Raw genomic sequence first — 22,725 nt, forward strand, 5'->3', positions numbered from 1 at the left:
CTGCTTAATCAAAAAAAGCGCACGATTGATATCGTGCGCTTTTGTGTTAGTTATCATAAAAGGTCTTAGATATTACATACCGTAGACCAGCTACCATCACTTCCCGGCAGAGAAGACGTCCACCAGTTTGCTTGGTATACCACACCGTCGTAGATCACCTTATCACCTTGATTGGCATGACTTGGATTACCAGCCCAATCCGTTTGAGGAAGGTCTGGATATGTTACCAGACCGGCAGTGTCACAAGTTCCTGGCTCTGTCGTACCGCCATCCCCACCCGTGCCCGAGGTTAAATCACCAATTGGCAAGTCTGGCTGCTCGAATTTAAACGCAAACTCTTTACCGCCGGAAATAACCGTATAGTTCGCTGGCCCCGAAATTGGCAGGTAATAAACCATGTCTAACTCATAGGTTCCGCCTGCAGGAAGTTCTTTCCACGTAGGTAGTGAGAAAGAGACACGATGCATTACGCCATCCAAACCACCAATGTTGTTTGCACGAGTATGGCCAGAAGCGATAACTTTCAAACCACCACCAGACTGGTCTTTCGCATTGTCCGGCGCGGATACAGGAATATCAAACTGGAACTCGGTACCTCCGGGAATAGCTTGGCCAGTATTGTTGGTAAAGGTAATTTTAGGGTTAATTGGGTAGTTTTGGTCACCAACTTTAAAGCCGCCAACGCTCACTGTGATATCGACGGCTTCTGTCGGAAGCGCACCCGTAGCAACTTTATTACCGTATGGTGTTGCGGATTTAAACTTGTCGTAAATGGCTTTTGTCATGGTGTTACCCATGTGATATTCACCATTCCCCGCAGCACACGCCTGCTCGGTTGCATCGACAGAAGTTCGGTTACCATTTTCATCAAGTAGATAACAGTTGTAGTCACCTGCCAGTTCCCAGAACATAATGCCACCGATCTCTTTGTCGATAACGTAGTCCGCTTTAACTTCGATGGATGCTTTATCTTCCGTAGACAGGAATACACTCTTATCTGCATTCCACAACCACGGGGCTACCGCTACGTCATCATAATGACGAGTGTACGTGCCGACGAGCTGGTCAGTAGGATCATTTACAGGATCAAGACCGTATGCCTCAGCGTAAGAACCCCAAATGCCTTTCTCCAAGTTCTTCGCATGCCACATAGGGTTAGAACCGGCCCCCATTTCGTTTCCGGCTGGGTCTAGATCATGCCACATGTTGTCAATACCCATCGCACCATGACCACAATTGTTGCTTTCACCTTCGCCTGTACCTGCCGCACATTCAGACTGGTTAGGTAGCGCAGCACGGCCCCATAAACCATTTTCACCGCCAGTGACGCCTTGCCAGCCACGAGTGTAGTAAGGAACACCAATGTTAATCCGGCCTGCTGGCATAGATCCACGGAAGTAATGGTAAGCCCAATCCGTGTTCAGGTAACCGATGCCACCATAAGCTGCCGTACCATATACATTCCACTGAGCAAGCTCCGAGTCTTTCCCTGTATCAAACAGTGCAGCGTTGTGACCGACATGGTCGTTCCAGGCACCATGTAAGTCGTACGACATAATGTTTACGTAGTCCAGATACTTAGTTACGTCGAACGTTTCCATGCCGCGCAGTAAGTAACCTGATGACGGTGCGGCAATGGTCAACATGTAATGAACACCATCCTGTGCCGAAGCCGCATCTAACTTCTCGCGCAGTACTTTCATCAACTCTTGGTAAGAGGCCCAAAGGTACGCACGTCTTGGCTCCATAAAATCTGTATCGTAAGGGTTGCCAGCGCCAGCCATCGATGTTGGGTATTCGTAATCAATATCCAATCCATCGAATTTATACTTACGCATCATTTCCACAGCAGACGACGCAAACTTTTCAATGCCTGCGTGATTAACTGAGCCGTCAGCATTGGTTGTCATAGTGTAGAAACCACCGTCTGCAACACGCTCACCAGTGGTATCAAAATGGCCACCGGTTTCTGCCCAACCACCGATTGAGATTAACGTCTTAACATCATGTTTTTGCTTATAGGTTGCCAGTGCACCAAAGTGACCTTGGAAACCCAAAGTAGGATCGACTTCTACACCAGGCCACGTTTTTCCGGTTGCAGGGTTGGCTGGATCATTGACATCACCCACATTAACCTTGCCATCAGAGCCAATACTGACGAACGCGTAGTTAATATGAGTTAATTGCCCCCATGGAATGTCTTTTACAAGATACGTAGACTGTGGGTCATCACCACTACGCCAACTGGTGAAGTAGCCAATCACACGACGAGGATGATCTGCGCCCATCTTCTCACGCCCTTCTTCGTCGTAGATCGTACAATAAGGAACGTCGACACCAGAAGTTTGGTATAAGCCATCAGGACGACAGTTAGATGCCACAGAGCCACCATCCACATTCAGAGTGAGTAATGAGGAATCTGTAGCGGCACCAGCATCATCTGTCGCTTTTGCATAGACCGCCAGAGAACCCGATTGTGAAGGAGTAACGTCTAAAGAGTATGGTGCACTTGTCGCGGTTCCTGCCAATACGCCTGCAATGTAAAAATCAACTTTAGTCACGGTACCATCGGTATCGGCTGCATTGGCTGTCAACGTTACACTACCACCTAGCTCTATTGAGGATGTTGAAAGCGTGAGATCAACGGTTGGTGCTTCGTTACTCGCTTGAGAATTTTGAACAGTGAGGGTGACACTGCTTGCTGAACTCACCGCACCAGCATCATCATATGCCAATGTGGAGAAATTATGTTGCCCTTCTGTGGCAGTCCAAGAGGCTGAGAAAGGCGCTGAATTGGACTGTCCAACAATGACACCATCGACAAGGAATTCTACTTTACTTATTGTGCCGTCTGAGTCTGCCGCATCAGCAGATAAAGTTACAACTTCCCCTACGAAAACGGTGTCTGACGCAGAAGGTGAAGTCAAGGCAATCGTTGGGGCGGTGTTTTGTGGTGGTTCAACCTGTTCTGTATTTTCACAAGCCCCCAAGTTTTCCCATTCCCCCCACTCACCAGACTGTGAAGGGTTATTATTCTGTGTCCAATGGCGCGCTTCGTATCCATTACCTTCGAACTTAACCTGCTCACCACCTGTATAAATTGTTGATGACTCCCAAACCTCCAATGGAGAGCAATCAACGGCAGCATAACTGTTGAAAGCCATGAGACAAGAAGCCGTCAGCGTACTAAGCGTAAAAACACTTTTCACTGCTTTCCCGTTTTTAAGGTGCATTTTCCCTTTTCCTTAAGTTATTGTTAAAAAATAAACAAACGTGCTTGTAGCACGCATTTACACTTTTATTTCGAAGTAAAATAACTTAAGTACAGTTTTTAAAAATCACCTCTCACTGTGATCAATTTTCGGTGTCACTTCTCAACAATCCACTACAATGTTGCAAATATGTATCAATCACTTGGCAGCAATCGCTAATTTTTTAGCTCAAATAAATAAGTCCGTCGCAAATTAATAAAACAGGCGAAAAAAGTTATAATTTTTGACTCAAGATCACTAAGACTTTGTTGCTCTTGGCGTTTCATTAAAGTGGCGCTTGTACTCACGACTGAACTGGGACGGACTGCTGTAACCCACCAGTCGAGCCGCATCATTCACTCTCCGTCCTTCTAATTGAATTAAGTCACGAGCTTTATTAAGTCGCACTTTTTTGATGTATTGCAGAGGAGATTCAAGCGTCACGCTACGAAATGCCTGATGAAATGCAGAAATACTCATGTTCGCTTCTTCCGCGAGCGTCTGTACGTTGAGTTGTTCATGGTATGCCTGATGAACACGGGTTAGCGCTTTTGCCACCCTTGCATAGGAGCCCTCCTGATGAGCTAGCTCAAATAACACATACCCTTCCTTGCTGACTAAGGTGCGATACACGATTTCCTCGAGTAGAAGATCACCTAAAATTGCCACGTCCAGCTCATTGCAAAGTGCACTCATCAATCTTTTACACGCATCCAGCATACTCGAGTTCATTTTGACGGATTTAAGTCCACATAGAGAGCTATCTGAGCAGGTATTACTGTAATTTTGAGCTTCTAGTTTTTTGACGAGTTTGTTCAGTAGCGCTGGTGAGATGTCAATTGAGATTCCCAACAATGGCTCGTCGTTGGATGCAAACGCTTCACACTCCAATGGCATCGGTACACCAACGACAAGATAGTCATCTGGACCATATTGAACAGGTGTCGAACCTATATGGATGTTTTTGTGTCCTTGGCCTAAAACAATGATCCCAGATTGATAAACAAAAGGCTGCCGGTTGTTTCCCTTACTACTGCGATAAAACCATACCCCTTCAATCGCGGTTTGTTTGATCCCTTCCAGTTCATGTAAATCATGCTGATCAACATACTGCTTCATAATTTCTGCTAATGAACTCATCCAAAACCTCCACAAGTAACCATACTTTTCTCATTTTGCGGTGATATTGAGTAATATACACTCACTTAAGCAATATATTCTATCAGGCAACGATTAATTTTGTAGAAATAGGCAAGTTATTTCCAGAAATGAGCCTACTACTTCCCACCACACAGTACTAATATGCACGTATTCAATCTCCTCAACAAAGAAACAAGAGGCCTGTAATGAACTTTTCTTATGTCAACCCGACCAAAATTTTCTTTGGTCAGAACCAAATCGCTTCAATTAAAGAAGCCATCCCTGCAGACCAAAAAGTACTGGTCATATACGGTGGTGGTTCTATCAAGAAGAATGGTGTTTATGATCAAGTAGCGGATGCGCTACAAGGCCATGAGTGGTTAGAGTTCTCTGGCGTAGAGCCAAACCCGACCAAAGAAACGTTAGACAAAGCCGTAGAGATTGTAAAAGCACAAAACGTCGACTTTATTCTTGCCGTGGGTGGTGGTTCTGTTATTGATGGTTCGAAGTACGTGGCAGCAGCGTCTAAATATGATGGTGACGGTTGGGATATCCTGATTGGTCAACATCAAGTGGAAGAAGCGCTACCGTTAGCAGCGATTTTAACACTACCTGCAACGGGCTCTGAATCCAACATGGGTGCTGTTATCACTAAAGCAGAAACTCAAGATAAACTTCCGTTCATGTCACCGGCGGTACAACCAAAATTTGCCGTTCTTGACCCAGATGTGATGAAAACACTGCCAGAACGCCAGTTAATCAACGGTATTGTGGATGCTTGGGTACACGTTTGTGAACAGTACTTAACGTTACCAACAGGTGCAATGGTACAAGACGGGTACGCAGAGACCTTGCTAAAAACGCTAAAAGCACTAGGTGAACAATTTGCCGAGCGCGATGATGACAAATGGCGTGCAAACCTTATGTGGTCAGCGAATCAGGCGCTGAACGGTCTCATTGGTAGCGGTGTGCCTCACGATTGGGCGACACACATGATCGGTCACGAATTGACTGCAGTTTGGGGTGTCGATCACGCGCGATCACTTGCGATCATTCAACCATCTCTGCTTCGCAACCAAATGAAGTTCAAGCGAGCGAAGCTAGAACAAATGGGCCGAAATGTATTTGCGTTAGAAGCGAGTGATGATCTTGCTGAGCGCACTGTTCAGTTGATTGAAGATTTTTATCACCAATTAGGTGTTGCAACCAAACTTGAAAATTACGGTGATAACCGTCAGCAGGCAATTGATACGGTTATCGAGCAATTAGAAAAACACGGAATGACTGTCCTTGGTGAAAACCAGGCCATTGACCTTGCTACTAGCCGCGAAATTCTTGATTTAGCCATCGCGTAAGAGCGTTTTTCACACCGACTGATATAGCGTTACGGTATTGTGCATACAAAGTCACAATACCGTTTTTTATGCTACGCTTTAAAAATATGAGTTTTGATATCTAGGCTTTTAAGGCTAAATGTAACGTTAATAAAAGCAATACTCCTTAAGAGCTCGAAAATACTAAAAATAATTTAATTTTAAAGCGGCAGCTTAGCGTAAATAAAAATATGAAAGAGTTAGTGTCCTACTTGGATATCTTGCTCGAGCGATAGCACCATGCTGCTTAGTTTGTCTATTCAAGAGAACAATCTATGTGGCTAGTCGTTGTCGTATTGGCGTCCTTGCATATTATGAGTATTCGTAACGGTCCGAAGTGGCTGTTTTACGCATCAAAACCGCTCCCGCTTCTCTTAATGATTGGCATTTTGATCACATCCGAAGCTACCCATCTACCCTACACCCAATGGATTTTATTAGGTCTGTCGCTCTCCCTGTTTGGAGACATTTTGCTTATGTCACACAGAAACAAGTCACTGCTAGGATTCAGTGCATTCTGCTTAGCCCATTTATCCTACTGTTTTAGTTTTGCACTCATCTCCGCTTGGCATATCACACCCTGGTTACCCATCGCCATCTTTGGTTTAGGTGGTTGTATTTATATGTTTTTTAGACCGAGTCTGGGAAAGCAGAAATTACCCGTAGCAATCTATATACTGGTTTTGATGGCGATGAGTTGGATGGCACTGGAATACTATTTAAGTGGTCAGACTCAATCCTCATCCTTTGCTATATTGGGATGTTTACTCTTCGTTATATCCGGAATGGTATTGGCGTTCGGACGCTTTGACGGTCAATCCATTTTTTCCCGTCAGGTAGTCATGGTGACCTATTACTCAGCGCAAACTCTTATTACAATGTCGGTAATCGCCATTGTGATTCGTACCCCCTACCTAACTGTTATTAATGCATAAAACCTTATGTTATCGAGGCTTGTAATTGCCTTTCTCGATACCATGCTTTTTCATTCTCAAATAGAGCTTTTTACGCGGTATTTGCAGGTGACTCGCTGCATCGCTGATACGTCCAGAATGTAGAAAGAGCGCGTCTTCAATCAGCTGCTTTTCAAAGTCATCCACCAGTTCATCAAGCGGAAGTTGAATTTCGTTCTGAGAATAGATGCGCTCCTTCCCTGTAAGCTTGACTATCCCTATCGCATAAAGCTCAGCAATGTTTCTTAATTCGCGGATGTTTCCAGGCCAAGGATAGTTTCTCAGTAATGAAAGATAACTTGTGTCCACACTTGGTAACGGCTTACCTAATTTCTTACAGCTCAACTTCAGGAAATAGTGGAATATTGTCACGATGTCGTCAGGACGCTGTCTTAGAGGAGGAACATGAACGACACCTTGGTTAAGCAAATAGTATAACTCTGGTAATAATTGGTTCTTCGTGATGTATTCTTCTGGCTCTGCATCAAAAATAGTCATGACACGCAGATTCTTTTTACCATTACGTTCACGAGTTAACAGCGTCTGTGCCAAGTGCCTCTGCTCTTCCTCCGCCAGTTCAGGTAAATTTTCTAAGACAAGAACCAGCGTGCTCAGAGTATTCGTTGCTTCATCGATACACTGTTTCGTTGAAGCACTGCTTAACGAAAGTGTTTTAAACTCAGTCTCTTTATTTTGAGACATCATATCTTTGATCAACCCTGCGACACTATGGCGCCCGGTACCCGCCTCACCATAAACGACAACGTGCGTATCTAATAGCGCATACTGTGCCACCAGCTTACGGATCTGTTCCATATGGGCAGACTTGCCAATCAAAGAACGTGAGATCGATTTCTCGGCTTGAAGTTGACTTTCAACTTGGCTAGTACGAGTTTCAAGCTGTTGTTTTACTAACGCTAATAATTCTGGAGGATTAATTGGCTTTTCGAGAAACTCACACGCCCCCTGCTTGACGGCATCCACTGCCATTGGAATATCACCGTGTCCCGTAATCACAATTACGGGGATTCTCTCGTCGATGTTTTTGATCATTCTGAGCAATTCTAAGCCGTGCATTTGAGGCATATACATATCAAGAATAACCACCCCCGCCCATTCAGGTGTAAGGTACTGTGCCGCTTGTGTCGGGTCGTTGATCGCTTTTGACTTAATCGACGATATATTCATCAAATATGAATATGAGTCCAATACATCCTGATCATCATCGACCAACAATACTGAATACGAGTTATTGCTCATTTGGTAACTCCAACACAACCATTGCACCTTTCTCTAACGAGGATGCGAGGTAAATACTTCCATTATGTTTTTCTATCAACGACTTACAAATATTCATACTCAAACCCAGACCGACCTCTTTAGTAGAAACAAAAGGTTGGAAAATACGCTGTACGATGTCTTCTCCAAAACCAGTACCGTTATCACTAATGGCAATCATTGTTAATCCACTCGTCTCTTCCAGCAGGTCAATCGCCACCCTCTTGTGCTCTTCTCGGGTGCTTTCCATTAACGCATCACAACTATTAACCAGCAGGTTGATAAATATTTGTTCCAACGCCAACATCTCGCCTTGCACCATCACCCCATTTGGCAGTTGGTTTTCAATCTTAATTTGTTGACGTTTAGCACGGGTATTGACGATAGTAGCCGCTTGTTCCGCAACTTCATGAATAGAGACCGGGCTTACTTTTCTCTCACCCTCAGGTTTGCGAGCAAATTGACGCAAGCTATTAATGATCTTGCTCATACGTGCAGCTAAACCTTCTATGTGCGTAATCGACTCACTCACTTTGTCTGTCGACTGCTGGTCTAAAAACATTCGAGCGCTGTACAAGTATGTCGACATCGCGTTGAGAGGTTGATTAAGTTCATGCGCCAGGCTCGTCATTGTTTGGCCAACCACAGCCATTTTTGCTGCTTGTATTAACTCGTCTTGCGTTTTCTTAAGGCTTTCTTCTGTACGAATTCGCTCTTCGATTTCATTCTCTAATTGCTGGTTTTTGATCAATAAATCTTGTGTCTTCTCTAACACTCGACTTTCCAGCGTGCGGGTAGTCACCTCTTGTAACGTGACATCCGTAATCGTCATAATCAATTTGTTATCAACGCCGTGGGTGAATGGACGAATATCAAAGCGCACGTATTTTGGTTTTTCGTCACCAAGGGACAAAGTTACATGCATTTTTCCCAATTCAATCCATGAATGTGAGCGGTCAAATACCTTGATAAGTTGGTCGCGACAGTGCTCTGGAAAGTACTCCCAGATAGGATGACTTTCGGTTACGTCGCCGAGTTTTAACAGTTTACGAGCACTTAAGTTCGCGGATTCAACCACGCCGTTTAAGTCGCTCGTGATAAGACTTGCAGTCGTGTTGTTTATCAGGCTGAGCGCGTTGGTTCTCTGAATTTCTTGGACCTTTTCGCCGTATTCGATGAGTTTTTCACATAAACGGCCAATCTCGTCATTACCGTCAACTACGACGGGATGCGAGTGATCATTTTTGATGATCGCATCAATGCTGTCCCCCAATCCAATCAAGCGCGAGACAATCCGTCTGTTGATAAAGTAATACGTCAAAAACAAGCTAGTGAGTATGGAAAGACTAAAACAGACGATAAGTACATGGTTGCCATAAGACACCCGCTCTGCCGTTTCACTCTTGACCTGCCTAAACGTTTCATCGGCAGTCGAAACCAATGCGCCAATTTGTTGGTGAATCGCCTCCATACTGTGAGAAATTTGATCTTGCATCTGCTGGATATCACCATTCAAAGTAACCAATGACATAAGTTGATTCTCAAAATCACCATTCGTACCAAGCACGGCCACCAGTTCTTGTAGTAACTGCTGATAAGCAATAGAAGCTGGTTGATTCATCAAGCTTTGGCTACTTTCCTGAAGATCAATCAAACGAAAATGAATAACTTTCATGCCATTATCCACCTGCTCAGGCATGGATGCGGCCGAAACATCAAGTACCATGTCATATACCGCAGACTCGATATCAATCACACGCTGCAGCGTACTAAGCTGAGCCAGTAACTTCTGAATTCCTTTTGAATCACTAATTCGTTCAATTTGCCAATGTACTTCCTGACGTACAGGCTTTAGCTCTGAGCGAATATCTTGATGTAGCCAATCAATTTGTTCCATTAGCTGATCAACACGCCGAGTTTGGTCAATTCGTTTAGAGATCAGACCTACATAGGTCTCTAGCAAAGACGCCAGCCCGGCTTCCGAATCCAATAGCTGATAAAATTCCGAACTCATCTTGTTGCTATTAAGGGCGGCAGAGATAGATGACAATAGCGCATTTATCTGCATTGCCTGCTCACCTAACTGAACTTTGTTGCCGACCGTCTGTAATGCCTCTACTCGGCGATTAATCTCACTCGTTTTACTTTCTAGAAAAAAGCTGGCGTTATATTTAGGCACGCTGTCTTCTAACAAAGTATGTACCTGATTATCTAAACTATTCCATGTTGCCCAGGCAACCAAGCATACAACAGTCAGTAAGAGAGTACTGCAGGTAAACGCGGCAACTAAACGCGCACCAATGGTCTTGTACTTAGGGTCTATCACTGTTTCTCTTTCCCTCGCCATTGAGCAAGTTCATTATTCACTGAATCCAGCTTATCGGAAATCGCCCGGCCCAAATCGTGGGAAAACTCAGCAAGCAATGCCTGATAGTGTGTCATGCCGACTTCTGAATTTTTATCTAATGAACTTAAGCTCTTTGCCGTTGAGGTGACCGCTTCAACAGTCAGTGGTAATTCGAATAGCTTTTTCTCAATCTCTTTAAGCGCTTGCTGTTTCTTAGAGTTTCCTGCCGATTGTTGATTCAATTTGATGAGAGTAAGCCAGGCATCTTGAAGCTCTGGAAGTCGCTTGGTAATGGCAGTATCAAAGATCTGATTGATTAGTGCTTCTCTTGGTAGCACTTGCCCCATATCGAGAACTGGGTTTTCCCCGTAATATCGAGCTGAATCATTTAATGCCGTTTTGGAAAACGTGCTCGCTTCCACCTGTTTTTGCCCCCTTGGAGAGAGCAAGTGGGAGATAAAAGATTCAGCCAATTTGTCTCTTTTGCCTCGGTTGATTTGCGCAATGTATGTGGGCATGAGTGTAAAATCTTTATCGTATGAAAAACCAACGTAATCGAATTTTCTCTGGGCTATTAACGCATAGCTATCGATAGTCGGGCCTAAGCCTAGTTTTCCTTTAGCAATGTAATCCGCCACACCAAAACTACGAGAAGAGACAGTCGCAAGATTCGCCCCAACATTGAGCAATATTCGCCATCCTTCTTGCCATCCGTACTGGCTGAGCAAGCTTTCCACCATCAACTGTGTCGTTCCCGACCGACTTGGCGTACTCATCGTCACGTGACCAAAGTAGACTGGACTCGTCAAATCTTGGAAACGGGTAGGTTCCGGTAGGTGATTAGCTGCCAAATAGTCCTTATTCCATACAATTCCCGCCCCTGAATAGCCAAATGCGACTACCTTATTTTGGTTCGGCAGTAAGTATGAAGATAACCACTCAGGAACTTGAACAAGTGAGGGCATATTCGCCAAGCGGTGCTGATTTGCCAATTCCTGCATCAAAAACGGAGATGAGCTGAGGACCAGATCAATATCCTGCATGTAGCTCTTACTTAACAGCTGAAGACTAGAATGCGTACGTCGGTGAACGACTCGAACTGCCACTTGCGGATAATGTTCAGTAAAGTCATTCACCAAAGCCGTGATCGGAGCCTGCGAGAATGTCGTGAGTATCACCAACTCGTTATCCGTTGCTTTTGTCAGCGGCGAATAAAGCGCGATACAGAATAGTAAGCTCAGTCCAAATTTGTGAAAACCAACCATCAAAACCACCAAAAACCATAAATAATGTGCGTCAACTCAAATCTATGGCAGATAGTAAACAATTTCTACTCTGTGGCTTTGAGTCACTATTGACGCACTTCAACGGAAACTGTGTGTATTCTATCAGTATCTCGTTACGCTCCGACGTTCTAAATTCCCATTTTTGACCCAACAAAAATATCAATATGGGTCAATTGTGTCTCAAATCCGTGCTTTTGTACTGTTCTACCTGTCACTCCAAGATAGCGCTGCAACAAAACATTTGTGATTAAAACTTGGAGTGCAAGATGTTTAATTTCTTTAAAACACGCCCGGACCTCCCGCTTTCGGATGGGTCTAAAAGCGAAATGCAATCGCGTTTCAAAAGCTATCAATGGCAAGTATTCTTAGGACTGGTTTTTGGTTACGCAGTATTCTACGTAGTACGTATGAGTTTAGGTGTAGTTAAAAAGCCTATGCTGGATGCTGGTATCGTGACTATTGAAGAACTCGGTATCATGGGTTCGGCTTTCTTCTTTACTTATGCTTTTGGTAAGTTCTCGAACGGTTTCCTCTCTGACTATGCCAACATTGGCCGATTTATGTCGTTCTCCTTACTCTTGTCAGGTATTACTGCCGTTTTCATGGGTCTTAATACCAGTGCGTTCTTCTTTGTACTGTTATGGGGTCTGAACGGTTGGTTCCAATCTGTTGGCTCAGCGCCTTCTTGTGTGTCTTTGTTCCAGTGGTTCTCGCCAAAGCAACGTGGTAGCCGTTATTCAATCTGGGGTGGTTCACGTAACATCGGTGAAGGTATCACTTGGATTCTAACCGCTTCTCTAGTGAGCTACTTCGGCTGGCGTGCTGGTTTCATCGGTGCTGGTATCGCGGCAATTGCAGCTGCTCTTTGTATGTTCTTTGTTTTGAAAGATCGCCCACAAACTTACGGCCTGCCTGATGCAGCAACAGCATTCGACGAAGAGCCAGAGATCAAGAAAAAGAACGATCCAAAAGCGACTCGCCGCGCGCAAATGTTCATCCTTAAGCAACCTGTCGTTTGGCTAATTGCAGCAGCGTGTGCAGCAATGTACATCTCTCGCTACGCGATGTCTTCTTGGGCTGTACTTTACCTTCAAGAAGCAAAAGGTTACTCACTGATTGACGCAGGTTTCGCTATGTCTACATACCCTATCGCGGGTCTGGCAGGCGCTATCCTATCGGGTATTGTTTCGGACAAACTGTTTAACTCTAACCGCCACATTCCTACGCTACTTTACGGATTGGCGAACATCGCAGGTATGTGCTTGATGTTCTTTGGTCCTGACAACCGTATTATCGACGCTGTTGCGCTAGGTCTAATTGGTTTTGCAATTGGTGGCCTAGTGGTATTCCTAGCAGGTCTGACTGCTTGTGACCTGATGCCGAAGAACGCCGTTGGCGCTGTGAAAGGCTTTATCGGTTTGTTCTCTTACATTGCCGCTTCTGGTCAGGAGCTTGTCTCTGCATCACTTATCAAGATCACTGAAGTGGATGGCGTAACTAAGTACGACTTCGCTCAAGCTCAGTACTTCTGGTTAGCAGCTGGTGTGGTTTCACTACTTCTTGCACTCACGGTTTGGAATGCAAAGAAAGTTGTCGACATCGATCCAGTTGAAGATAAAGAGCTAGAAGCTCGCCCTAGTCACTAATGACTCTCTTGGCGGGAGGTAACACTTCCGCTTTTTCTTGACGCAAATGAGGCTCACATTACAACGCCTAAAGCAATAACTTCAATGCCATAAGTGCGCTCGTAAAGTGCATTTATGAGATTGAACTTCCCCCTAGTTTAATTTCTATTTTACGTGTCGATTGAGGTGAGAAATGTGTAAAACAAAAATTGTGGCGACTTTAGGCCCTGCGAGTGAAAACCGAGAAACACTGACGAAGCTGATACAAGCTGGCGCAAATGTGGTCAGGCTGAACTTTTCACACGGCACAGCAGAAGAGCATATTGCTCGGGCTAACATGGTGCGTGAAATTGCTGCAGAGCTAAATACGCATGTCGGTGTACTGGTTGATCTTCAGGGCCCAAAGATCCGCATATCTTGTTTTGAGCAAGGTGCAATTCAACTGAAGCAAGGTGACGAGTTCACATTAAGCGGCACGTTAGATGCACAATCAGGTCACCAGGACATGGTTGGCCTTGACTATCCAGAACTCATTAACGACGTCGCTAAGGGTGACATTCTTCTACTTGACGATGGTCGTATTCAACTTAAAGTAACCAGTGTAGAGCGCCATAATCAAGCGATTAAAACAACGGTTCTGAATAGTGGAAAACTCTCAAATCGTAAAGGCATCAACCTATTAGGTGGTGGTTTATCTGCTCCTGCACTAACTCAAAAAGATATTCAGGATATCGACACCGCAGCTAAACTACGTGCCGACTTTCTAGCTATCTCCTTCCCTCGTAACGCTCAAGATATCAATTACGCTCGCAGTCTGGCGTTAAAAGCGGGCTGCAATGCAAAAATTGTCGCAAAGGTTGAACGCGCTGAAGTTGTTGAGACAAAAGCCGCCATGGACGATGTGATTCAAGCATCAGACATAATCATGGTTGCGCGAGGTGATTTGGGCGTAGAAATTGGTGACGCACGATTACCAATGGTACAAAAATCACTTATCGAGCGCTCAAAATACTGGGGAAAACCCGTAATTACTGCCACTCAGATGCTGGAGTCGATGATCGAAAACCCACTTCCAACTCGAGCAGAAGTGTTAGATGTAGCAAACGCGATTATTGATGGTACTGATGCAGTCATGCTATCTGCTGAGTCTGCTGCAGGTAAATATCCTATAGAAGCAGTAGAAGCCATGGTACGTATTGCTAGTGGCGCGGAGCAAGAACTCGAATGCAACAATGACTGTTGGGATACACTGCATCATTTGTGTTCAGAGCCGGGTAAAAGCTTCGCCCTATCTTCTATGATTTCCGCATCGCGAGTACATAAAGATCTTGGTGTCGCAATTTTAACTAAGGATGGTGAAACGCCTCTGTTGATGTCTCGTTGTCAAAGTAAAACCCAGATTTGGGCGCTCAGTGATAACCCGTCGCTACTCGCTCAGCTTACGATACTGCGTGGTGTTGAACCTCTGTATTTTAAAGTGACAGAAGAGACAGCCGACATTGCTCCACAACTTGTCGAGTGTTTACGCCAAAAGGCTGAAAACGCGAGTATTTCTTCGATTTTGATGACTCAGTTAGACTCAATTGAAGGCATGGGAGAGATTAACGCCTGTCGCTTACTTAAATTATGCGCGGCACCCAAAGTTAAACAAGCCGTAGCCGCCTAGACAAGCCCATACCCATCACCCTTATTCAAGATCGATCTTGAATTTCTCCCCCGACAATTGCTCCACCGGGAATTGACCTGCCATCTGGCAGGTCCTTTTTCATTGTGCCACTTTTTAGTTCAAATATATGTTCACACTAACTGAAATCAAGTTCATGACTTGCTATGTTTAAGTCATCGTTACCCTAAAAGCGTGAACTTTTGAAAGAGACTACTCCCGTCGTTGAGTTTAACAACGTAAACAAATGGTATGGTGATTACCACGCTCTCAAAGATATCAATTTTTCTGTCCACTCAGGTGAAATCGTTGTTGTGTGTGGACCGTCAGGGTCAGGGAAATCAACGCTTATTCGCTGTATTAACGACTTAGAGTCGATACAAGAGGGTCAGCTTTACGTTTTTGGACAACTCGCACGCAACAAAGGGATCAAGCCAGGAAAAATAGGCATGGTGTTTCAGCACTTTCACCTTTTTCCACATCTGACCGTACTCGAAAACCTTATGCTCGCGCCCAAACGAACACTAAAACTTTCAAAGCAACAAGCGGAACAGCGCGCACGTCACTATCTCAAACGTGTCGATATTGAAGAGCAAGCAGAGAAGCACCCAATTCAATTGTCAGGTGGGCAACAACAAAGAGTTGCGATTGCACGCTCCCTTTGTATGGAACCAGACCTGCTATTATTTGATGAGCCAACCTCAGCACTAGATCCCGAAATGATCAACGAGGTGCTTGATGTAATGGTAGAGCTTGCGCAAACCGGCGTGACCATGATTTGTGTGACTCACGAAATGGGATTTGCTAAAAAAGTAGCAAACCGAGTCGTGTTTATGGATAAAGGCGAAATCGTAGAAATCAACTCCCCTGCGGCCTTATTTAATAGCCCTCAGCACCCGAGAACGCGTGCGTTTTTAAACCAGATTTTAAGTTATTGATGATAAGACGAGTATTTAAACCAGCATTACAAGCGCTCATGCAAATGGTGATTCTGTTTGTTGCAATTGTCTGGGTACTCGACTCCGGCGCACAAGCCATGGGTTATCAGTGGCAATGGGAGCGCGTGCCGGATTACATTGCGTTTTATGAAGACGGTGAATGGTGGTCTGCAGAGCTGAACAGCGGTCTAGTTGTCACACTAAAAATCTCAGCCATCAGTCTGTTTTTCACTTTAGTCTTCGGTTTAGTCACAGCGCTACTCCGGCTAAGTGATTCAAAAATCGGGAATGTCATTGGCAGCGCATACGTTGAGCTGATCCGTAACACACCATTATTAGTTCAAATCTATCTACTCTACTTTGTGTTTGGCCCGGTTATCGGGCTAGACAGATTTAGCACCGCCGTTTTAGCACTATCACTTTTTCAGGGCGCTTACACCGCAGAGATCTTCCGTGCGGGGTTAAACAGCATTCCCAAAGGCCAGTTTGAAGCAGCAAAGACGCTCGGCCTTTCATCATTCTATAGTTATAAAGACGTTATCTTGCCTCAGGTACTGCAACGTACATTGCCGCCATTAACCAACGAAGTGGTGTCGCTGATAAAAAACTCTTCCATCGTCAGCGTGATGGCTATTTTCGACCTCACAACCGAAGCGAGAAATATTGTCTCAGAGACGGCAATGCCGTTTGAAATTTGGTTTACTGTGGCAGCGATTTACCTTGCTCTCACACTCTCATTATCCGGCCTATCCGCGTTGCTGGAACACAAATTAGGAGCCAGTTGGCGCAAATTATAAGGAGATAACATGACGTTATTCAAAGCGACCATCACAGCGATATTGGGACTTGCTCTCTCTTTACCTTCGTTAGCAAGTGAAGAATCTACAACTGCAAATTTAGATCAAATCAAAGAAAGAGGAACGCTACGCGTTGGCATGTCGACTTTCGTACCTTGGGCAATGCGCAATAAACAAGGGGAGCTCATCGGCTTTGAAATTGACGTAGCCAAACGACTGGCTGCCGATTCTGATTTGAACGTCGAGTTTGTCCCTACCGCCTGGGATGGCATCATCCCCGCACTTCTTGCTAAAAAGTTTGATGTCATTATCGGTGGTATGTCAATCACACCTGAGCGTTCAAAAAGCGTGTTATTTACTGAACCGTATTCCCACTCTGGCGTACAGGTAGCGGCAAACAAAGAGCTCGCGTCTGGTTTTACTCAGCTGTCTGACTTTGACTCTCGCCGAGTCAATATTGCAGTTCGTCGCGGAGCATTTACCGTTCAAGTTGCACGAGAAAATTTCCCTAAAGCAAAGCTTTTGCAGTTTGATGATGATGCACAGGCGTTTCAGGAAGTACTAAATGGTAACGCTCACGCGGTAATCGCCTCAAGCCCTAAACCTGAGCACGAAACCGTTAAGCACAGCGACAAGTTATTCCTGCCATTTTCTGAGCGTCTTTCAAAAGGAAACGAAGCCTTTGCTGTCCGCTTAGGTGAAGACGATAAGAAAGCCTTCTTTAATAAATGGATTGAAGCACGTACTCAAGATGGTTGGTTGAAAGAACGTTATGAGTACTGGTTCTCAACACTAGATTGGCAGGATCAAGTCGCACAAGGTCAATAATTTTGCGTGGCTGAAACGAGGCTCACTATGAAACGAGCCTCGGTCTAACAATAAAAAAGAATTGGAGACAATAAATTTGAGCGGACAAACGAGCACTCGACTGGCACCAAGCAAAACTCGATCAGGTTCGATATTAGCACGCTTTCGCTTGCTCGACGTAGTGTTAGTGGCTATTTGTGCAATCGTCGGTTTCTGGCTCTACTATCGCTCAACCATTGGTATCAACTACATTTGGCACTGGTCGGAAGCATTCAATCTACTCTTTACCCCAAGAGCTGATGGCAGTCTCCCTTACTTTTTTCAGGGTTTGATCTCTACATTAAGGCTGAGCCTTTGGGGCCTTACCTTTGCACTAGTGCTGGGAACGCTGCTTGGATTGGCTCGCTTCTCAAATGCTGTTTGGCTACGCACGCCAGCCAACGCGTTTATCCAGCTAGTTAGAAATATTCCACCTTTAGTGTTTGTATTTATCTTCTACTTTTTTATTTCTAACCAATTGATCCCGCTGCTTGGTTTAGATTCGCTATTACGCAACTATCAAGGTGAGCCTAATTCACTCCAACACGTTTTATTTGGTCCCGCACAGCTGTGGGAAAATCTCGCATCTGGCGTACTTTGTGTTGGATTACTCTCATCGGCATACATCGCGGAAGTCGTTCGTGCGGGCTTGCAGAGTATCGAACAATGTCAATGGGAAGCCGCAGACTCTTTGGGCCTGTCACGCTGGATAAAATACCGCTTTGTCATCGCCCCGCAAGTGCTTAAAGCGATCACCCCTGCACTCGCCGGCCAAACCATTTCGTTAGTCAAAGACACCTCGATTGTCTCTCTTATTTCTATCCAGGAGATGACGTTTGTTGGAACTGAGATGGCGAATTCGTCAGGTTATATATTTGAGATTTGGTTGTTCGTAGGCTTCACCTACTTCATCGTCTGCTTTGGGCTTTCGCTGTTTTTTCGCTATGTAGAGAAAAAATCAAAGTCATATTCTTACTAATCAAACACACAACGAAAAAGCGCCGAACGTAATGTCGGCGCTTGTCATCATCATCGAAACCTTATCAGAAGAAATCGATAGAGTTACGTCCGCTTTTCGGATCGCGGCTTGGTTTTGGCTTGTTTTCCGTAGCGGCTTTCTTGCTATTTTTCGGTTTAGTCGCCTTATTGCCTTTATTCTGATTCGATTTATTCGGCTTGCTTGCCGCTTTTGGCTTGTTTGACGAAGGCTGAGGTTTACTTTGCTGCTTTTGCGGAGCTTGCTTAGGCTTTGCTTCTTTCGCTTCAGGTTCCGTGACTGGCGCGTCGCAAACAACAACGTAGTACTCTTGATTGAACTCGAAAAAATCGCCATCGTACATTTTACGGCGCTTTCTCGTTTCAAGCTCACCGTTGACTGCGACATAACCTTCATCAATGATGTGCTTCGCTTCACCGCCACCACTTACCAAGTTTGCGATTTTGAAAAGCTTATACAACTCGATTGGGTGGGCATCAACTTCGATACCTATCGCTTCGATTTCTATCTCTTCGCCTTCTAACTCTTCGTTATCTAAATAGGCTTCGCGTTCGTAGTCTTGGGTCATGTCGTTTACTCATTTAACTTGTTGATCGGGAGTTTAAACGGATTGCCGGGAAATAGATACCTCAGCGTAATTTTGCAGGAATCACAGACTAAATTTTAACGTGCTGTTTATGTTAACTTCGCGGATTAAACCTGCAACAGACAAAGTCTTATGTATATACTGTCCAGATAATTTCTAAAACGAGAACGCATTTTGTCCAGACCAAGCCAGATAACTTTTGTTACGGCGAACCTATTTAATTTTATTGCTCCACCTAATGCCTATTACGACTTTGAGAACATTTATTCTCATGAACAATGGCAAGGAAAGCTTGCCTGGATGCAAAATCAAATTGAAAAACTCGAACCTGACATCATTGGCTTGCAGGAAGTGTTCAGTATCGAAGAAACGAAGTCATTTTTTAAAAGCATTGGGTACCCCTACTTTGCCACTGTCGATACACCTCAAGTAGAAGACGAATACATTTACACCCATCCGGTAGTCGCGATCGCTTCTCGCTTTCCGATAGAACAAGTTCAACCCGTCACGTTTGATCGAAGCTCGCTCATCCCATTTGAGATGAATGCTTCACCAGAATTCAGCCGTAAGCCAATTTACGCGCAGATTGTGCATCCGACACTTGGTCATATCGCGGTCTACGTTGTTCATTTGAAGTCGCAACGTCCTGCAGATTCAAATAACGCTGAAGACACAAGCCGTGTACTTGCGCGCTGGTTATCAACACAGCAACGGGGATGGGAAGCCGCCATGCTTCGAGATTCGATGCAGAATCAATACAAAAACGCACCGATGCCGACGGTTTTAATGGGTGATATGAATCAACCCATCACAATCAACGGTGTAAACAGCGTATTAACTGAAACTTTTAGTGACAGCGTCACTGAATTGCAAATCAAAGATGGCTGGGATTTACAAGTGTCACCGACGCTCAATGATCGCCCTGCAACCCACTATCATTTTTCTAAAGGCAATGTGCTCGACTACATACTGCTGTCACAAGAGTTTGATGAACATTCTGATGTCTCAGTCGCCGACGTGGTTGACTATCAAGTGTTAGATCAGCATTTGATTAATCCCTCTTTTGAGAGGGATAAGTACGCCAGCGACCATGCATTTGTCGCACTGACGGTAGAGGTTAAATTGTAGTATTGGCGGACCAATTATTACTGACGCTTCACTATCTTACGGGGAATTAGCTCCACTCCAGGCTTATAACGTTTTGCAGAAGCATTCAATGCGAGTTCCATTGCACTGTCCGCAATGACTTCGAATTGCTGAGGCAAGGAGTTAATTTTTACAGAGAGAAAGTCCAGCAGACGATTATCACCAAACGTAGCTAAACGCACTTTGCTCATTAAATCTGGCTGTTCCAGCATCATGTCTAAAACACCTTCAAGTAAGGTGTAAGACGTGGTGACAATAGCGTCAGGAAGGTGATCATCAGCCAACCATTTCTCTAACACCTTTTTACCTTCTTCTCGAGAGAACTGCTGGCCATAGCCGACCTGAACCGTTTTATTTCCTTGCTGGCATGCTGAACGGAAACCTAATTCACGCTCCTTAGAGATTTGTAAATCAGGCAATGCACCGATCAATCCGACAGAGTTTATCTCGTTTGACAGTACCGATTCGGTTAGCTCCAGCGCTGCATCAAAATCTTCACTCAGTATGCAGCAAAAATGCTCGTCATCCATGGGACGGTCGAGTGCAATCACTGGTGTCCCTGAGTTTTGCAATTTGAGATAAAACTCGTTGGCGTTTGGCATACCGCTCGCAACAAACAGCGCATCAATCCGACGACTGATCAACGCTTCAGCAACCTTTTGCTCCGTTTCCGGATCATCATCAGAACAACCGATTAAAATTTGGTACCCCGCTTTACGCGAGTTTTGTTCGATAAGTTTTGCTAAACGAGCGTAACTGGTGTTTTCCAAATCTGGAATGATAAGCCCAAACGAACGTGAGTTACCCGCTCGTAAAGCGGAAGCCGCATGATCTGGCTTGTAGTTGTGTTCATCGACAACCGCCATGACTCGCTTTTGCGTTTTTTCGCTTATTCGATATTTCTGCGCTTTCCCGTTGATTACATAGCTCGCAGTTGTTTTCGAAACGCCTGCCAGTTTGGCTATTTCATCCAGTGTCATATTGTTAACCTTATTCTGTGCGCGTGATCATATTAATACATCAATGATCCGACGATAAGTTGAATTATATGCTGAACCGATTCAGTATAAAAGCTGAAAGGATTCAGCAAAAACCTAAAAATTGACCTAAATCACCAAAACACGGCAATTATCAGCCACATGGTCTAGGATTATAAGAACGAAAATTAACGATTGATTTAAATAGTTTTGCTGAAGTTCTTAAAAAATTTAACGCACTGCTGAATCGTTTCAGCTAAACATAAAAACAAATAAATTAGACAAGAAATGTTGGGCGCTAACGCCATCATCTTTAAGACGACGTAAAGCAGCACAACCGAAATGAATTTTAAATTGACACCTTAATGCTGGAGAGCACCATGCTTAAGCTAAGTAAGAACGACATTACCCTATCGCAATCTGCAACAGATAAGTTTGAAGCAATCAAAAGCATTGCTCAGAGCCTGACTGAAAAAGGTTTGGTTGAGCAAGGTTATGTAGAAGGCATGCTTAATCGCGAAAACCAAAACTCTACCTTTTTAGGCAATGGCATTGCGATACCGCACGGAACGACCGACACTCGCTCAATGGTTAAAACCACTGGTGTCGCGGTACATCACTTCCCTGAAGGCGTTGAATGGGGAGACGGTAATACCGTATTCGTTGCTATTGGTATCGCTGCCAAGTCAGATGAACACCTTGGTATCCTTAAACAGCTTACAAAAGTTCTGGGTGCTGATGGTGTCGAAGAACGCCTGCGCACAGCAAAAAGCGAAGATGACATTATTGCCCTACTTCATGGTGATGTTCAGCTAGAAGCTGACTTCGACGCGTCACTTATTCAGCTCAATTTCCCTGCTAGCGATATGGTTCAAATGAGCGCAGTCGCTGGCGGACTACTTAAAAATACAGGTTGTGCGGACAAAGAATTTGTTGCGGACCTTGTAACTAAAGCGCCAACTCACCTTGGTAATGGCCTATGGCTAGTAGGAAGCAACAAACAAGTAACCCGTACAGGCGTTTCTTTTGTTTCAACGGCGAACGACTGTAACTACGAAGGTCAACCAGTACGAGCATTGGTTGCTTTTGCCGCTTGCAACAACGCTCACCAGCCTATGCTAAATACGCTTTCTCAGCTTGTGTTCAACAAAGAACACGGCAAATTACTCGACGCATCTGCTGAACAGGTTCTTGCTCTGTTTAATGGTGAGGAAATGGCGCCTGCTGCTTCCGGAGACGGAAACACAGCAGTGTTCAAAATCAAAAACTCGCATGGTCTGCACGCTCGTCCAGGTGCAATGCTGGTTGCAGAAGCTAAAAAATTCGAGTCAAAAATTCAGGTGTCTAACCTAGACGGTGACGGAAAAACAGTAAACGCGAAAAGCTTAATGAAAGTTATCGCCTTAGGTGTGAAACACGGCCACCAGCTTCAGTTCTCTGCTGAAGGCCCAGATGCCGCTCAAGCACTTGAATCAATCGGTAACGCAATTGCATCTGGCCTTGGTGAAGGTTAAGGGGCGGT

General features: G+C 44.7%; 17 protein-coding genes. 10 read left to right on the forward strand and 7 right to left on the reverse strand.

Annotation, left to right across the window (positions count from 1 at the left end; translation table 11 throughout):
- Nucleotides 1-65: 65 nt before the first annotated feature.
- Together V1U08_RS02025 and V1U08_RS02030 are read right to left on the reverse strand one after the other, a co-directional pair.
- Complete coding sequence (locus V1U08_RS02025) at nt 66-3,233, reverse strand: chitinase C-terminal domain-containing protein (protein ID WP_330469772.1); 3,168 nt, start codon at nt 3,231-3,233, stop codon at nt 66-68.
- 276 nt (nt 3,234-3,509) lie between these two features.
- Nucleotides 3,510-4,391 (reverse strand): AraC family transcriptional regulator, encoded by an 882-nt coding sequence (locus tag V1U08_RS02030; protein ID WP_065298553.1) that lies wholly within the window; start codon nt 4,389-4,391, stop codon nt 3,510-3,512.
- Nucleotides 4,392-4,597: 206 nt separating this feature from the next.
- Here V1U08_RS02030 and V1U08_RS02035 point away from each other — a divergent pair, with 206 nt between their 5' ends.
- The gene (locus tag V1U08_RS02035) at nt 4,598-5,746 is read left to right on the forward strand and encodes an iron-containing alcohol dehydrogenase (RefSeq protein WP_065303638.1); all 1,149 of its coding nucleotides are present in this window, start codon (nt 4,598-4,600) and stop codon (nt 5,744-5,746) included.
- Nucleotides 5,747-6,039: 293 nt separating this feature from the next.
- Nucleotides 6,040-6,699, forward strand: a complete 660-nt coding sequence (locus V1U08_RS02040) for a lysoplasmalogenase (RefSeq protein ID WP_014234285.1) — start codon at nt 6,040-6,042, stop codon at nt 6,697-6,699.
- 9 nt (nt 6,700-6,708) lie between these two features.
- Here V1U08_RS02040 and V1U08_RS02045 read toward each other — a convergent pair whose 3' ends face one another.
- The 3 genes from V1U08_RS02045 to V1U08_RS02055 are packed head-to-tail and all read right to left on the reverse strand — an operon-like array spanning nt 6,709 to nt 11,607.
- A complete protein-coding gene (locus V1U08_RS02045) occupies nt 6,709-7,977 on the reverse strand; it encodes a sigma-54-dependent transcriptional regulator (RefSeq protein ID WP_330469773.1) in 1,269 nt (422 codons plus the stop codon).
- Entirely contained in the window at nt 7,967-10,321 is a 2,355-nt protein-coding gene (locus V1U08_RS02050; protein ID WP_330470224.1) for an ATP-binding protein, read from the reverse strand. Before V1U08_RS02050 ends, V1U08_RS02045 begins: the two co-directional genes overlap by 11 nt.
- A complete protein-coding gene (locus V1U08_RS02055) occupies nt 10,318-11,607 on the reverse strand; it encodes an ABC transporter substrate-binding protein (RefSeq protein ID WP_330469774.1) in 1,290 nt (429 codons plus the stop codon). Before V1U08_RS02055 ends, V1U08_RS02050 begins: the two co-directional genes overlap by 4 nt.
- Nucleotides 11,608-11,894: 287 nt before the next feature.
- Between V1U08_RS02055 and V1U08_RS02060 the strand changes: the two genes are divergently transcribed.
- The 6 genes from V1U08_RS02060 (at nt 11,895) to V1U08_RS02085 (ending at nt 18,476) form a co-directional block, all read left to right on the forward strand.
- The gene (locus V1U08_RS02060) at nt 11,895-13,274 is read left to right on the forward strand and encodes an MFS transporter (protein ID WP_330469775.1); all 1,380 of its coding nucleotides are present in this window, start codon (nt 11,895-11,897) and stop codon (nt 13,272-13,274) included.
- Between the two features lie 172 nt (nt 13,275-13,446).
- The gene (gene pyk / locus V1U08_RS02065; RefSeq protein WP_330469776.1) at nt 13,447-14,919 is read left to right on the forward strand and encodes a pyruvate kinase; all 1,473 of its coding nucleotides are present in this window, start codon (nt 13,447-13,449) and stop codon (nt 14,917-14,919) included.
- Nucleotides 14,920-15,119: 200 nt separating this feature from the next.
- Entirely contained in the window at nt 15,120-15,854 is a 735-nt protein-coding gene (locus V1U08_RS02070) for an amino acid ABC transporter ATP-binding protein (RefSeq protein WP_330469777.1), read from the forward strand.
- Entirely contained in the window at nt 15,854-16,651 is a 798-nt protein-coding gene (locus tag V1U08_RS02075; RefSeq protein WP_330469778.1) for an amino acid ABC transporter permease, read from the forward strand. Before V1U08_RS02070 ends, V1U08_RS02075 begins: the two co-directional genes overlap by 1 nt.
- A 9-nt stretch (nt 16,652-16,660) precedes the next feature.
- Nucleotides 16,661-17,479, forward strand: coding sequence for a transporter substrate-binding domain-containing protein (locus V1U08_RS02080; protein ID WP_020334933.1), 819 nt, complete (start codon nt 16,661-16,663; stop codon nt 17,477-17,479).
- A 76-nt stretch (nt 17,480-17,555) separates the two neighbouring features.
- Entirely contained in the window at nt 17,556-18,476 is a 921-nt protein-coding gene (locus V1U08_RS02085) for an amino acid ABC transporter permease (protein ID WP_330469779.1), read from the forward strand.
- A gap of 64 nt (nt 18,477-18,540) precedes the next feature.
- Here the strand turns inward: V1U08_RS02085 and V1U08_RS02090 are convergent, their stop codons facing one another.
- On the reverse strand, nt 18,541-19,062 hold the full coding sequence (locus tag V1U08_RS02090) for an RNA-binding S4 domain-containing protein (RefSeq protein WP_020334935.1): 522 nt from the start codon (nt 19,060-19,062) through the stop codon (nt 18,541-18,543).
- Between the two features lie 192 nt (nt 19,063-19,254).
- Here V1U08_RS02090 and V1U08_RS02095 point away from each other — a divergent pair, with 192 nt between their 5' ends.
- Nucleotides 19,255-20,208, forward strand: coding sequence for an endonuclease/exonuclease/phosphatase family protein (locus tag V1U08_RS02095; protein ID WP_330469780.1), 954 nt, complete (start codon nt 19,255-19,257; stop codon nt 20,206-20,208).
- Between the two features lie 17 nt (nt 20,209-20,225).
- Here V1U08_RS02095 and cra read toward each other — a convergent pair whose 3' ends face one another.
- Nucleotides 20,226-21,206 carry a catabolite repressor/activator gene (cra, locus tag V1U08_RS02100; protein WP_014234292.1) on the reverse strand — a complete coding sequence of 327 codons (981 nt, stop codon included), beginning with the start codon at nt 21,204-21,206 and terminating at the stop codon, nt 20,226-20,228.
- Nucleotides 21,207-21,583: 377 nt separating this feature from the next.
- Between cra and fruB the strand changes: the two genes are divergently transcribed.
- The gene (gene fruB / locus V1U08_RS02105) at nt 21,584-22,717 is read left to right on the forward strand and encodes a fused PTS fructose transporter subunit IIA/HPr protein (protein WP_020334937.1); all 1,134 of its coding nucleotides are present in this window, start codon (nt 21,584-21,586) and stop codon (nt 22,715-22,717) included.
- Nucleotides 22,718-22,725 lie beyond the last annotated feature (8 nt).

The sequence above is a fragment of the Vibrio sp. YYF0003 genome, from assembly GCF_036350715.1.
GTDB classification, from domain to species: Bacteria; Pseudomonadota; Gammaproteobacteria; order Enterobacterales; family Vibrionaceae; genus Vibrio; species Vibrio natriegens.